At 33.8% G+C, this 14198-nt stretch carries 12 protein-coding genes; 1 reads left to right on the plus strand and 11 read right to left on the minus strand.

The features are described from left to right. Positions 1–3: 3 nt before the first annotated feature. The 9 genes from J2Z44_RS05055 to J2Z44_RS05095 all read right to left on the minus strand — a co-directional run bounded on the left by J2Z44_RS05055 (position 4) and on the right by J2Z44_RS05095 (position 11881). Positions 4–396, minus strand: a complete 393-nt coding sequence (locus J2Z44_RS05055) for a response regulator (protein WP_021285085.1) — start codon at positions 394–396, stop codon at positions 4–6. Between the two features lie 32 nt (positions 397–428). After that, complete coding sequence (locus tag J2Z44_RS05060; RefSeq protein WP_021285084.1) at positions 429–3041, minus strand: PAS domain-containing hybrid sensor histidine kinase/response regulator; 2613 nt, start codon at positions 3039–3041, stop codon at positions 429–431. Positions 3042–3086: 45 nt separating this feature from the next. Beyond that, positions 3087–4139, minus strand: coding sequence for a protein-glutamate methylesterase/protein-glutamine glutaminase (locus tag J2Z44_RS05065; RefSeq protein WP_209649388.1), 1053 nt, complete (start codon positions 4137–4139; stop codon positions 3087–3089). After that, complete coding sequence (locus J2Z44_RS05070) at positions 4139–4951, minus strand: CheR family methyltransferase (RefSeq protein ID WP_021285080.1); 813 nt, start codon at positions 4949–4951, stop codon at positions 4139–4141. Before J2Z44_RS05070 ends, J2Z44_RS05065 begins: the two co-directional genes overlap by 1 nt. A 293-nt stretch (positions 4952–5244) precedes the next feature. Next, positions 5245–8343, minus strand: a complete 3099-nt coding sequence (locus J2Z44_RS05075) for a methyl-accepting chemotaxis protein (protein ID WP_245353043.1) — start codon at positions 8341–8343, stop codon at positions 5245–5247. A gap of 13 nt (positions 8344–8356) precedes the next feature. Beyond that, positions 8357–10402, minus strand: a complete 2046-nt coding sequence (locus J2Z44_RS05080; RefSeq protein ID WP_021284588.1) for a chemotaxis protein CheA — start codon at positions 10400–10402, stop codon at positions 8357–8359. Positions 10403–10413: 11 nt separating this feature from the next. After that, positions 10414–10842 (minus strand): chemotaxis protein CheW, encoded by a 429-nt coding sequence (locus J2Z44_RS05085; RefSeq protein ID WP_021284587.1) that lies wholly within the window; start codon positions 10840–10842, stop codon positions 10414–10416. Between the two features lie 24 nt (positions 10843–10866). Next, on the minus strand, positions 10867–11220 hold the full coding sequence (locus tag J2Z44_RS05090) for a response regulator (RefSeq protein ID WP_021284586.1): 354 nt from the start codon (positions 11218–11220) through the stop codon (positions 10867–10869). Positions 11221–11299: 79 nt separating this feature from the next. Next, the gene (locus tag J2Z44_RS05095) at positions 11300–11881 is read right to left on the minus strand and encodes a TetR/AcrR family transcriptional regulator (protein ID WP_152513280.1); all 582 of its coding nucleotides are present in this window, start codon (positions 11879–11881) and stop codon (positions 11300–11302) included. Positions 11882–12082: 201 nt separating this feature from the next. Between J2Z44_RS05095 and J2Z44_RS05100 the strand changes: the two genes are divergently transcribed. Continuing rightward, positions 12083–12262: a hypothetical protein gene (locus J2Z44_RS05100; RefSeq protein WP_021284584.1), complete on the plus strand. Its 180-nt coding sequence runs from the start codon at positions 12083–12085 to the stop codon at positions 12260–12262. Between the two features lie 58 nt (positions 12263–12320). Here J2Z44_RS05100 and J2Z44_RS05105 read toward each other — a convergent pair whose 3' ends face one another. Beyond that, the gene (locus J2Z44_RS05105) at positions 12321–12767 is read right to left on the minus strand and encodes a YaiI/YqxD family protein (RefSeq protein ID WP_021284583.1); all 447 of its coding nucleotides are present in this window, start codon (positions 12765–12767) and stop codon (positions 12321–12323) included. Positions 12768–12769: 2 nt separating this feature from the next. Further along, a complete protein-coding gene (locus J2Z44_RS05110) occupies positions 12770–14125 on the minus strand; it encodes a glucose-6-phosphate isomerase (protein WP_209649390.1) in 1356 nt (451 codons plus the stop codon). Between the last annotated feature and the right edge of the window lie 73 nt (positions 14126–14198).

Raw genomic sequence — 14198 nt, forward strand, 5'->3', positions numbered from 1 at the left:
CTTTTATAATAAACTTAATTGTTCCATAGCACTAATTAAACTACTTGTTTCAATTGGCTTTTCTACATACATTTCATTTTTTGTTTCTAAAGCAGCTGAAACGTATTCTGTATTTCCTAAAGCTGTTAATACGATGATTTTCACCTTGCTACTACTTTCTACTTTTCTTTGTCTTTCTATATCCCTAATTGCTCTTAAAGCTTTAATACCATCAACTTTAGGCATCATTACATCAAGGCATATTAAATCATAGGGTTCTCCTAAGTCTAGTGCCATATCAAAGGCCTCAACTGCTTCTATTCCATCTACCGTTAAATCGCATTGTCCATAGGCTGAAAGAAGCTTGAACATTAACTTTCTACTCACTAAGTCATCTTCAGCTATTAAAATCTTCAAATCTATACCTCCTAAAACATATAAGTTATAGCTTACATTATAAGAGCCTTTTCTAATTCATAGTAAAGCTTCTTTACTTCCTCTAAATCTCCTCTTCTTGCTGCTAGTTGTAATCTAAAGGCAAGTGTTTTTATGTTAGCTTTCCCCAACTTCTGTGATACTTCTTTAATATCATGGGCATTTCGTTCTACTAATGGCAAATTTTCTAGTTGAAGGGCACTCCTTAAATTTTTACTATACTCCTTCATGGTATTAAAACTATAGTTAAAGCTCTCTAGATCTTCTTTTTTACCACAATTTGTATTACTCTTTTTACCGTAAATAACTTTATCTAAAGTTTCATATAAGGTACCTATACTTACGGGTTTTGGGATATAACTATCAGCCCCCATAGCTATAAACTTTTCTCTATCACCTTCAAGAGCATGGGCAGTAAGTGCAATAATAGGAATATTACTATTTAAGTCCTTACCTTTACTTCTTATAATTGAAGTTGCCTCGGCACCATCCATTTCTGGCATTTGTATATCCATTAATATCACATCAAAGCTTTGTTCCTTTAATACATTAATGGCTTCTACACCATTGTTAGCTGTGGTAACCTGATGACCTAACCGCTGTAGCATCATTTTTGTTACCAATTGATTAGTTTTATCATCTTCCACTAACAAAACTTTAAGTATTTTATCGTTTATTAGATTAATATCTTTACATTTTTCTTCTTTTAAACCCGCCTGTGACACTTGTAATTTTATGGTGAAGTGGAAACTTGTTCCAACCCCAACCTGACTTTCAACTCCAATGGTTCCATTCATGATTTCAACTAGTCGCTTAGTTATAATTAACCCTAGTCCAGTTCCTCCATGCTTTCTTGTTATAGAGCTGTCAATTTGGCTAAAATCCTTAAAAAGCTTGCTCATATCTTCTTTAGAAATTCCGATTCCAGTATCTAAAACCTCAAACTCTAACTCTACATTATCATTACTTTTTGAAGTATTCCTTATATTAACGCTAATTTTTCCCGTTTCTGTGAATTTCACTGCATTGCCTATTAAATTATTTAAAATTTGTTGAATTCTACTCGAATCTCCCTTTAAATTCAGTGGAACTTTATTCCTAAAGCAATAGCTTAAAGCTACCCCCTTCTCCTTTGCATTTACTCTATGAACTTTTATAATGTTTTCTATTAGCTCTCTTAAATTAAAATCTACTGTCCTCATTAAAAGCTTTCCGGCCTCAATTTTTGAAAAGTCTAATACATCATTAATTATACTTAACAGTGAATCTGCTGATTTTTTTATAAGATCTAGGTTTTCCTTTTGATCCTCATCTAACTGCGAGTGTAAAGTTAAATCTATTAATCCCATAATACCATTAAGAGGAGTTCTTATTTCATGGCTCATATTTGCTAAAAATGAGCTTTTGGCACGATTGGCCTCCTCAGCAGCTTCCTTAGCCTTTTGTAAAACTTCCTGCGATTCTTTTATTTTAGTTATATCGGAAAACATTGTAGCACAATATCCTTTTTCAGGAGTATATAAAGATATTGAAAACCATTTATTTAACCTTGAAAAATATACTTCATTAACTTTTATTGATTCTCCCGTTAATGCAACTTTCCCACATAATTGTAACCAATCATTATTCTTATTTTCTAAATTATTATGAAACTGGCTAGCTCTTTTCCCTATAAAATCCTCACTTTTTATATCCATCATATTCCTAAACATCTCATTTGCCTCTAAAATTATACTATCCACTGCCTTGTTTTCTGAGTCAAATAATATCTTACTATAGGCAAAGGCATCTACCATGTTCTTAAATAAAGCTTGATATTTATGTATGCTTTTATTTAAATCTTCTTCAGATTTTTTTCTTTCTCTACAATCCCGAACAGTGGAGAGCAAAACTTTTTTTCCTTGAAGATAAAATATATGCTTCTTTACTTCAACCGGAACCTTACTACCATCCTTTGCATAGGTTATGCGGTGGAAAGTTCTACAAGTGTCACTTAATACTCCATCAATCATCTTTTTCGCATCTGGCATATTTTTTACCCCTTCAAGGTCCAAGGGACTCATACTTAAGAGTTCCTCCCTGCTATATCCCCATAAACTTATAGCCTCTTCGTTTACCTCTATAAACTTTCCTAAAGATTCTCCATCTGGTAACTCTTGAGCTAATATTGCATCCATTGTGTTATTAAATAAAGCTTTGTATTTTTCTTCACTTTCTTTAAGTTTTTTCTCTCCTACTTTTTTGCCAGTTATATCTTCACCTATTACTATAATTCCTATTATGTTTTCATCCTTTTTTATGGCCTTCCCTTTAAATCTGCAATGCCTAATTTCACCTTTTTTATGAACTATTGCTACTTCACTAACCACTTCCGACCCATATTTCAATCTGTGTTTTATTGACTCTTTGACTTTTTCTATATCTTCTGTATGAACATAATCCAGAACAGTAGTATCTATCATTTCTTCAGGTGTAAATCCAAAAAAGTCTCTGCATCTAGAATTTGCAAAGTTTATAACCCCCTGATGATCATAAATTAAGATAGCTTCACTCATGTTATCAATAATTTCTACAAACTTACAGTATTGTTTTTTTGAGCTTTCACAAAAAATATTTAACCTTTCCAAATAAGCCTCACCTCTTTTGAACTATTAACTTGATTAGATTATCCCTTACAGATATGAAATAATTTCTTCATATATCTTTGATAGAGGAACTTGAGAATCTGCAAGTCCTGCTTCAAATACTACCTTTGGCATACCATACACAATACAAGATTCTTCTGCCTCCACTATTATACTTCCATTATGCTTTCTAACTAATTCACAGCCAATAAGTCCATCGTTACCCATACCGGTCAAAATTGTTGTAAGCAACCTCTCCTTATATAGTGGTGCTACTGAAAGTAAAGTTTCATTAATAGAAGGTCTATAGGAAGTTTCTATGGTTTCCTTATCTGTTACCTTAAAGGAAAGTTTGTCTCCCTTTTTTTCTATGAGAGTTTGAAAACCTGAAGGACATATATAAATAGTTCCCCCTTCAATAGCTTCTTCATTCTCTATTTCCTTAACTCTTATATTACACAGAGAATTAAATCTCTCTGCTAGAGGTTTTGTAAACCCTGGAGGCATATGTTGAATGACTACTATAGGAATATTAAATTCCTCTGGAAATCTAGGTAATATGGATTGTAGTGCAGAGGGACCTCCAGTAGAACAGCCTATAATAATTAAGTTTACCTGAGACTTATTAGCAGTGTTATTTTTTTTGGGTGACTCTATGTACCTTTCTATTTTTGTCTCACCGGCTATTGAATTCTCACTTCTTCCTTCAGCCGCGATTTTAAGTCTCTTCAAAAAATCCTTTTCACTCTCTAAAGGTATATCTTCTCCAATTACTTCAGACTTTAAAAAGAAATCTACTGCCCCTAAGTTTAAAGCCTTTTCAGCAGCATCAGCTCCCTCATAAGTATGTTTACTAACTACTACTATAGGTACAGGGCAAGTATTCATAATATGATTTATAGCTTCAATACCGTCCATATCAGGCATTTCAATATCCATGGTTACTACATGTGGTTTTAATCTTTTTATCTTTTCTAAGGCGTCTATTCCATTTCTAGCAATACCTACAATAAAAAATCTAGCATCTTTTTCAATAAGTTTACCTATACATCTTCTCATAAAGGAAGAATCATCAACTATTAAAACTCCATATTGCTCCATTATAATTCTTCCTCTTTTCTGTAATAAAAGGTGGAGTCAGTGTAAATTGCATTAAATCCCGAGTTCATTCCGGATATGGTTTCTGCATGACCTAGGAAAAGATATCCCTTATCTTTTAATAAATTATAAAATGACTGGGACAAGTTTTTAATAGTATCTACATCAAAATAAATTAACACATTTCTGCAAAATATAATATCTACTCTTCCTACCTCTTCCTCAATTTTAGGGTCAAGCATATTCAGATTTTTAAACTTAACTCTATTTCTCACCACAGGTATTACTTCATACTCCTCATCTTTATGTATAAAATATTTATTTAGCATTTCACTAGGTGTTTTTCTAAAGGAAAAGGATTTTTTACTATAGCATCCACTTTCAGCTTTCTTTACTACTTTCTTATTTATATCCGATGCAATAATTTCAACAGCACCATGCCCAAACAATTTACTTTCTTCTATAAGCATAGACAATGTATAAGGTTCTTCTCCTGTAGAGCTCGCTGCGCACCAAATTCTAAGAGGGTTATCCTTAGTTCTTCCCCCATACTGTGGAAGTATGGTCTCCTTAAATTCTTTTAATAGGTTTTCTTCTCTAAAAAAGTAAGTTTCATTAATAGTTATAAGCTCTATAAGTTTATCCCATTCCTCCTTTTCTACCCTTAGGTACCCACAGTATTCCCAGGTAGATAGCTCTAGTTCTTTTATCCTTTGTGATATTTTTGTATTTAAGGATTTGAGATTTTTTAAGTAATCTATTCCACACCTATCATATATCATAGTTGCTAGATTTTTTAATCCAATATCATTCATAAGCAAAATCCCTCCTATATTTATAATAACTATATTAAGGCATCTTCAAAAAATAAATAAGTCAATCTGCTCGTCTATTTTGTGCTATACTGTGTCAACAGAACCCTTTGATAGCTCCACTATCTGCGGAACCTGTTTCCTTGTCTATCACAAAATAGCCTTCACATCTTTGACTTGTTATTTATTTTCAGATGCCTAATTGCACAACAACCACAACATTTCACTTAAATGAAAAGTACAGCCCATACTTCAATCTATAGGCTGTACTTTTTAAGTTTAGCTAAATTTAATCCTTACTTCTCTAAGGATATGATAACATTTTCTATGGCTTCACTTATGCTTTGAGCTGCTTCAACTACAAGTTTTGAAGAGTTAGAAGTTTTACCTATCTGCTTAATACTTATATTGGAAGCTTTTGATAAGTCCTTTGTAAAGTTTACTACAGTATCAACTTCTTCTATTTGCTCCTTTGTAGCAGCTACAACCTGTTCTGTTTGAAGTTTTACTTCACTAACCATTTTTACAATATCTTCTGAGCTTAAAGCTTGCTTTTTCATTGAGTCAGTAATTAATTTCACTTGATTTCTTGCTCCTATTACTTCCTTAACTATATCTTCAACACCTTTAGCTTGTTCTTTAGCTGCCTCGGTAACTTCTGCTGCCTGTGAGGTTACATTTTCAATCTCAGCAGTAATACTTTCCCCTTGTTTTGCTTGTTCCTTAACCGCTACAGCAATTTGTCTTACTTGCTCCCTAGCATTACCAATTCCTTTAATTATTTCATCTACACCTACGCCCTGTTCCTTAACTGCCCCTGCAACTTCCTTCATCTGTTCAGTTAAACTCTCCATAGAGGATGCTATATCTTGGGTTTGGCTTGCCTGCTCCTTAACAGCACCAGTTATTTGTGCTACTTGACCCCTAGCATCTCCAACACCCCTTATTATATCATCTACTCCTGATGCTTGTTCCTTCACAGCTTGTGTAACTTGTGCCATCTGCTGAGTTATACTTTCCATTGAAGCACTTATATCCTGTCCCTGTTTTGCTTGTTCTTTTACTGCCACAGTTATCTGTCTTACTTGTTCTCTTGCATTTACTACTCCTTTGATAACCTCATCTACCCCTAAAGCTTGCTCTTTTACTGCATTAGTAACTTGAGTTGTTTGATCTACAACATTATCAACAGCAACCACAACATCTTGCCCTTGTTTTGCTTGTTCCTTTACTGCTATGGTTATTTGTCTTACTTGCTCCCTTGCATTTTCTATACCTTTAATTATTTCTTCTGCACCAGCTGCTTGCTCCTTAGTGGCTTGAGTTACTTGTGCCGCCTGCTCAGTAACATTTTCAACAGCTACAATTATATTTTGACCTTGATTTGCTTGCTCTTTAACTGCATCTGTAATTTGTCTTACTTGCTCTCTTGCATTGCCAATTCCTTTAATAATTTCCTCTACTCCAGCTGCTTGTTCCCTTGTTGCTTGAGTAACCATAGTTGCCTGTTCTGTTACTACCTTAACTGATTCAAGTATTTGTTTACTGCCTTTACTTTGCTCTTCTGTTGCCTTAGTAACTTGCTGAATTTCTTCATTTACACTTCCTATTCCAGTTACTATCTTTTCAATTGCCCTTCCTGCTTCATCCCCTAGCTTTGTTCCTTGTTCTACTTTTTCTGTTCCAACTCCAATTGCCCTTATTGCATTTGTAGTTTCACTTTGAATTCCTTTGATAAGTCCTGCTATTTCCTTTGTAGCAGCAGCACTTCTCTCTGCAAGTTTTCTAACTTCATCTGCAACAACAGCAAAACCTTTACCATGTTCCCCTGCTCTTGCTGCTTCTATAGCTGCATTTAATGCCAAAAGATTAGTTTGCTCAGCAATATCATCTATAACTTCAATTATACTTCCTATTTTATCAGAGCTTTTACCAAGACCATCTATTACTTCTTCAGCACCATGAATAACCTGAGAAATCTCTCTTAATGCCCCCAAGGATGCTGATACAGCCTTTTGCCCTTCTTCCGCATCTACTTGAACCTTATCACTTAACTTACCAATATTTTGTGCATTCTTAGCTACCTGCTCTATGGACACTACCATACCTTCAACCGTAGAATAAGTCTCTACAGAAGACTTTTGAAGTTTCTCAGCATTTGTAGCCACACCTTGAATAGAATGACCCATCTCCTCAATTGAAGCTGAAATCTGTTCCACTGAACTTGCAGTACTTTCACTATTTCCTGCTACTTGTTCTACTGAAGCTACCATCTCCTGAACCGCCGCTGATGCTTCTTCTGAAGCGCCTTTTAACATCTCAGCATTCCTTGATACTCCTTTAATAGACTTTCCCATCTGCTCTATGGAGGCTGAAATTTGCTCTACAGAGCTTGCTGTACTTTCACTATTCCCTGCCACTTGCTCTATGGAAGCTACTATTTCTTGTACTGCTGCTGCTGCTTCCTCTGTAGATGCTTTTAAGCTCTCAGCATTGCCTGCAACTCCTTTTATGGATTTTCCCATCTGCTCAATAGATACAGAAATCTCTTCTACTGAACTTGCTGTACTTTCACTGTTTCCAGCTACTTGTGCAATAGAAACCACTATTTCTTGAACTGCAGCACTTACCTCATCCGTTGAACTTTTTACACTCTCTGCATTACCTGCAACTCCCTTTATTGATTTTCCCATCTGCTCTATAGAAGCTGATATTTGCTCCACAGCACTTGCAGTATTTTCACTATTTCCTGCTACCTGTTCTGTTGATGCTGCTATTTCTTGCACAGCAGCTGCTACTTCCTCTGTAGATGCTTTTACACTTTCAACATTACCTACTACTCCCTTAATAGACTTTCCCATTTGTTCTATGGAAACTGAAATTTCTTCTACTGATGCTGATGCACTTTCCCCATTCCCTGCCACTTGTGAAATTGAAGCCACCATTTCCTCAATGGCTGCTGCTGTTTCTTCTGCAGAGCCCTTTAAACTTTCAGCATTACCAGCTACCCCTTTAATTGACTTACTCATTTGGTCAATAGATGTTGCAATATGTTCTACAGATGCAGCTGCACTATCACTATTAGCAGCAACCTCTTTAATGGAACTTGAAACTTCTTCCATAGTATTGGAAGTTCTTGCTGAAAGGTTGTTTAATAACTCCGTATTTTTTACTACCCCATTTATAGATCCCAAAAGTTTATTAGTTATATTACTTGCTTCATTAATAGTCGATGATTGCTCCTCGGCTCCTTTAATTACTTCTTCTGCTGAAACTTCTAAGTTTCTTGCTTTATCTTCTAGTCCTTTAGTATTTCTTAAAATTGCACTTAGCTTACTTCCTATTCCCAAGTTATTAATATGTTTTAAAGCTATTTTCTTCGTAATTGATGCCATTTTCTCTTCTCCTTTATCTTTCATTAATTAATTTTGCAATTCCAACTACATCTAAAATGCAAGCTACACTTCCATCTCCTAAAATAGTAGCTCCTGAAAATCCATTAACTTTTCCAATGTAAGCTCCAAAGGACTTAACAACAATTTCTTGGTTCCCGATAAGCTCATCCACTACTATTCCTACCTTCTTATCAGCAATGGCTATAATAACAACAAATATATTCTTTTTAACTATGCTTCTTTCCATATTAAAATAATCATGAAGCCATACCAAAGGAATAATTCTTTCTCTTAGCATAATAACTGCTTGTCCTTTAACCTTTTGAACCTGTTCAAAGGGCATTCTCACTATCTCAAGGACATTGCTCATTGGCAGTGCATAGGTAATCTGCTTAAGTTTTACTAAAAGCCCCCTAAGTATAGCTAGAGTTAAGGGAAGCTTAATGGTGAACTTAGTTCCTCTTCCCTCCTCAGTCTCTGTTTCAATAATTCCACTTAACTTATTGATATGGCTCCTAACTATGTCCATACCTACCCCTCTACCCGAAATTTCACTGACCTCATCAGAGGTTGAAAAACCGCTTTCGAATATAAGATTAATAAGTTGTTGTCTTGGAAGTATTTCTGACTCTTGGGCTGTTATTATATTTCTTTCTATTGCTTTATTTTTTACTTTTTCTATATTTATCCCTGCACCATCATCCTCTATGGTTATAATTACATGGTTTTCTGCATGATAGGCTTTAATCTTTAATAATCCTTTTCCCCGTTTTCCAAGTTCTTTTCTCTTAATTGAGTCTTCAATACCATGATCAATGGAGTTACGTATAAGATGAATCAGAGGATCACTAATTTCCTCTATGATATTTCTATCCATCTCTGTTTCTCCACCTTCTAAAACTAATTCAATATTCTTCCCTAGTTCTTGACTTAAATCTCTTACCATTCTTGGAAACTTACTGAATAATTGTTGAACCGGTACCATTCTAGACTTCATAACATTTTCTTGAAGTTCACTTACAACCCTAGAAACATGAGATGCAATTCCCTGAAGCTCCTCTACAGAACTATCTGAGGAATACTTATTATGAAGTGTTCTTCCTACCTGGGCCATTCTGGTTTGTTCAATAACTAATTCCCCTACAAGATTCATCATCTTTTCTAGTCTTTCAACATCAACCCTTACTGTTTGCATGAGTTTTTTGTCGCCCATACTAGAATTAGATTTATCCTCTAAAGTCATTCTAAGTTCGTTAAAGCTTGGCTCTTCTAAGCTAACTTTTTCTTCCTCTTTGCCTTCTTCTACATCTACTTCCTCTACCTTAATACTATCTACGTCAATTAATTCATCTAAAAGCTGTGCTTCCAAAGGAGTTTTATCCATCTTAAAAGCTATTAAATAAGAAACCTCTTTTATAGCTTCCTCTTCCTTTACTTCAAACAAATCAGGATAAGTTTCAAGAACTTTGCCATTTTCATCTAAATAATTTCTTATGAGTATTGCTCTACTAAGCTTCATAAAACTCATTGGTGATATTTCTACTTTGCATAAATAAATATTATAACCTAAGAGTTTTAACTCTCGAAAGCCATTCGCTGAATGTTCTGAAATATGTTTTTCTATAATCTCTTCTTTCTTGTAATTAATAGTGTCTATTAACACATTCCCATTAATTATGTTTTTTACTTTATGTACTATTGGGTTAATATCTATTTTTATATTATGTCTGTTATTTTTATACTCTTCTTTCAATAGGACTAAATAATCCATACATTGAAATAAAACCTCAATTATATGGTTATTTATATTAAGTGAGCCACTTCTTATTTTATCAAGTATATCCTCCATTTCATGAGTTAAAAGCTTCATTTCTTCAAAGCCCATAGTGGAAGAGGCTCCTTTTAAAGTATGAGCTACCCTAAAGATTTTCTGAATTAGTTCATCTGCACCCGGTGACTGTTCTAATTCTAAAATACACTCTTCTAAAACCTGCAGCTGTTCTTCAAGTTCATCAGTAAATGCTGCTATTATTTCAGGGAGTTCATAAATATCTGACACATTTATTCACCTCACTCCTCATAAAGTACCTTATCTATATTCATAATGTTTACTACGCCCTCACTAGTTACGCCCATACCTTCAAAATAGGTACCTTCAATTCCTGAAACTATATCTAAGGAAGGTTGCACATCTTTAAACTTAACCACCTGATTTACTCCGTCTACTATGATTCCAATCATTTCGTCTCTAGGTTTTACCACAACTATACGTGTTGATTTGCTAATCTTATAACTTGGTATCCCAAATCTTTTATGTACATTTACTATGGGTACTATCTTACCCCTTAAATTTATAACTCCTTCAAGAAAACCTTTTGTATTGCTTACTGTTGTTATCTTCTGAAGCTTAATAATTTCATATATATCAAGTATTTTTAAAGCATACTTCTCATCTAATATTTGAAAAACTATGTATTGATGATTTAAAAGTTCCTGCACATTAATCACCGCCAAAATCAATTATTATAGCTTACTTAAAGTCTTTACTAGGTGTTCCTCATTGACAGGCTTAACTATAAACCCCTTTGCGCCAGACATAACTGCTTCTCTTACAAAGGTTTCCTGTCCCATTGCCGATACCATAACAATTTTGCAATTATTATCTATTTGTTTTATAGCCTTTAAGGCTTGTACACCATCCATATCTGGCATAGTTATATCCATTGTTACTATATCAGGATTTAACTCTACATATTTTTTTACTGCAACTTCTCCATTTTCAGCTTCTCCAACAACTTGAAAGCCATTTTTCTCAAGCATTGTTCTTATTGAAATTCTCATAAAAGTTGCATCATCTACAATAAGTACCCTTTTCATATAATTCCTCCTATCAATTCCTTGATAACCTAACTTTAAGTTTTTTGTAGTTAGGTTATCTATACTATAGTATCTAACTTTAATAAATACTAAATAACATATCTAATGTTGACAAAATTCTTTCTTTTAATGAAAAGTTATAATCATTCATTCTCCACTCAGAAATTGTCTCTCTAAAAAATCCTTTGATTACCTTTGCAAATTGCTCTGCTTTTACACTGTTAGGAAAGTCCCCTAAATTTACTCCTCTAAGTATTAGGTTACTCAAAAACTCTACTCTTTTTTCATGGATAGCTCTAATTTTATCTTTAGCTAGACTATTGTACTTAAAAACCTCATAGGAGTTTGCAATAGCCGTAATTGCTGGATAGTTCTCATAGTACTCAGCAAGAAACCCTACTGCAAATACTAATGCATCTTTCGGAGCCATATTCTTCATCTCTACTGTTTGAGCAATAATGTCATCATAGTGACCATAATAATCAATCACTGCCAATATGATTTCCTCTTTACTAGTAAAGTGCTTATAAAGAGCTCCTTCAGTTATCTCTTGGCTTTTTGCAAGTTCTTTAGTAGATAGCCCTTGAAATCCTAACTCATCTATAATCTCTATTGCGCTTAGTATAATTGCCTCTTTTCTTTTCAAAAAACTTTTTTTCATACTGCCTCCATTTAGGTAAGTAACCACTTACTTACCTCCATTATAACTAAATAATTCATATTTCGTCAATATTTGCGTTTAATAAATTCATAATTTTTATAAAATTTTATATAGATTTATATTATCATGAAATTTCCATGAAGAAATACCTGTAATAAAATTCTCCTAAAGTGCTAAAAATACTTTTAAGGAGTGATGATAATGAGTAAAAATGATAGAGATTTTCATTATGACCCAGAATATACTTACAAGAAAAAAGATGTAACTATTCAAAAGGTCGGAGACAGCTATCCTATAATTGAAAGAACTAATAATGGTCTTCTATTTCCTGAGGGTCCTAAGACCTTTGTGGACATGGAGCAATTTAAACCTGGTCATTAGGGAAAAGAAAAAGGATTTAGCAAGGTAAATATAAATCACCCAACTAAATCCTTTTCTTTTATAAATTAACTTCACTTTTTCTTACTAATCTTATGAGGTTTTCTCTAAGCCTTGTGTCATCTTCACTACTTCTTTTTTTATGACTGGCAGTTTTTCCTCCACCTCTTCTTACTTTAGCGGAGATATGCCTTTCAAATAGTAGTTTATCAATATTATCATTACTGTAGATGTTTCCCTTAGGACTTATGGCATAGGCCTTCTTTCCAAGAACCATAGCAGCTACACCATAATCCTGAGTAACTATAATATCCTGAGCCTTTGCCTCATTGGCAATCTTCATATCTACACTTTGAAAACCACTATCCATATACTTAACTGTGGCATAATTACTAGTTAATATATGATTAATGTCGCAGTACAGTATTAACTCTAATCCAAATTCCTTAGCAACTTCTTCAATAATGTGCTTTCCCGGACATGCATCTGCATCTACAAGTATTCTCATAGCTATTCCTCTAGTTTCTTTTCTAACTCTTTCTTTAAGTGTTCATAGCCTGGCTTTCCAAGTAGGGCAAACATATTCTTTTTATACGCTTCTACCCCTTCTTGGTCAAAAGGATTTATTTCTAACATATATCCACCTATAGCACAAGCCTTCTCAAAGAAGTAAATTAAATATCCAATACTGTATTCAGTAAGGTCCTTAAGATTTATTACTATATTAGGAACTCCTCCTTCATTATGAGCAAGAGCTGTTCCTTCCATAGCTTTTTTATTTACAAAATCTATGGTTTTTCCACTTAAAAAGTTAAGTCCATCTACATTTTTATCATCTTCTTTTAGAATTAACTCTACCTTAGGAGTTTGTACATTGATAATAGTTTCAAAAAGGTTTCTTAATCCATCTTGAATATATTGTCCCATAGAATGTAAATCTGTAGAAAAATTCACTGAAGCAGGGAAAATCCCTTTACCATCTTTTCCATGACTCTCTCCAAATAACTGTTTCCACCACTCACTGATGTATTGAAGACTTGGCTCGTAATTTACAATAATTTCTGTAGTTTTTCCTGTGATATATAAAAAATGTCTTATAGCTGCATACTTATAGCAGTTATTGCTTTCTAAACTTTCACAACTATACTCATTTCTAGCCTCTTGTGCACCCTTCATTAATTCATTAATATTAAGTCCTGCTGTAGCTATTGGAAGTAATCCTACTGCTGTTAAAACTGAGAATCTTCCCCCTACATCATCGGGAATTACAAAGGTTTCATAGCCTTCTTCATTAGCAAGATTTTTTAATGCCCCTTTAGCTTTATCTGTGGTTACATATATTCTATTTTTAGCTTCTTCTTTTCCATACTTGTTTTCAAGAAGCTCTTTAAAAACTCTAAAAGCAATAGCAGGCTCAGTGGTTGTTCCTGACTTTGAAATTACATTTATAGAAAAATCCTCATCCTTTACAATTTCTATAAGGTGAGCTAAATAAGTAGAGCTTATATTATTTCCAGCAAAGTAAATTGCAGGAGTTTTTCTCTTTTCATAGGGCAAATTGTTATTAAAGCTATGAGTTAAGGCCTCAATTACAGCTCTGGCTCCTAAGTATGAACCACCAATTCCAATTACCACAAGGATTTTAGAATCCTTCTTTATCTTTTCAGCTGCTACTTTTATTCTCTGAAATTCATCTTTATCATAATTTTCAGGTAAATCAAGCCAACCTAAAAACTCATGTCCTGCTCCATCCTTATGATGCAAAGTATGATGGGCATCAGTAACCATAGGTTTAAGCTTTAATATATCTTCCTCTCGAGCAAAAGGCATTGCTTTTTTAATGTTTAAACTTATTGGTGAATTCATAAAATCCCTCCGTAAACCATATTTTCTGTAATTATATGAACTAAAGTTAAGTAGCAACCATTACTACTAAATT

It is taken from the genome of Clostridium punense, from assembly GCF_017874425.1.
GTDB lineage: Bacteria > Bacillota > Clostridia > Clostridiales > Clostridiaceae > Clostridium_J > Clostridium_J punense.

What these genes read in the sequence shown, in the direction of transcription:
- J2Z44_RS05065 (WP_209649388.1), bottom strand. Translation starts at nt 4,139, where the DNA reads ATGGAGCAATATGGAGTTTTAATAGTTGATGATTCTTCCTTTATGAGA.
- J2Z44_RS05070 (WP_021285080.1), bottom strand. Translation starts at nt 4,951, where the DNA reads ATGAATGATATTGGATTAAAAAATCTAGCAACTATGATATATGATAGG.
- J2Z44_RS05075 (WP_245353043.1), bottom strand. Translation starts at nt 8,343, where the DNA reads ATGGCATCAATTACGAAGAAAATAGCTTTAAAACATATTAATAACTTG.
- J2Z44_RS05090 (WP_021284586.1), bottom strand. Translation starts at nt 11,220, where the DNA reads ATGAAAAGGGTACTTATTGTAGATGATGCAACTTTTATGAGAATTTCA.
- J2Z44_RS05095 (WP_152513280.1), bottom strand. Translation starts at nt 11,881, where the DNA reads ATGAAAAAAAGTTTTTTGAAAAGAAAAGAGGCAATTATACTAAGCGCA.
- J2Z44_RS05100 (WP_021284584.1), top strand. Translation starts at nt 12,083, where the DNA reads ATGAGTAAAAATGATAGAGATTTTCATTATGACCCAGAATATACTTAC.
- J2Z44_RS05105 (WP_021284583.1), bottom strand. Translation starts at nt 12,767, where the DNA reads ATGAGAATACTTGTAGATGCAGATGCATGTCCGGGAAAGCACATTATT.
- J2Z44_RS05110 (WP_209649390.1), bottom strand. Translation starts at nt 14,125, where the DNA reads ATGAATTCACCAATAAGTTTAAACATTAAAAAAGCAATGCCTTTTGCT.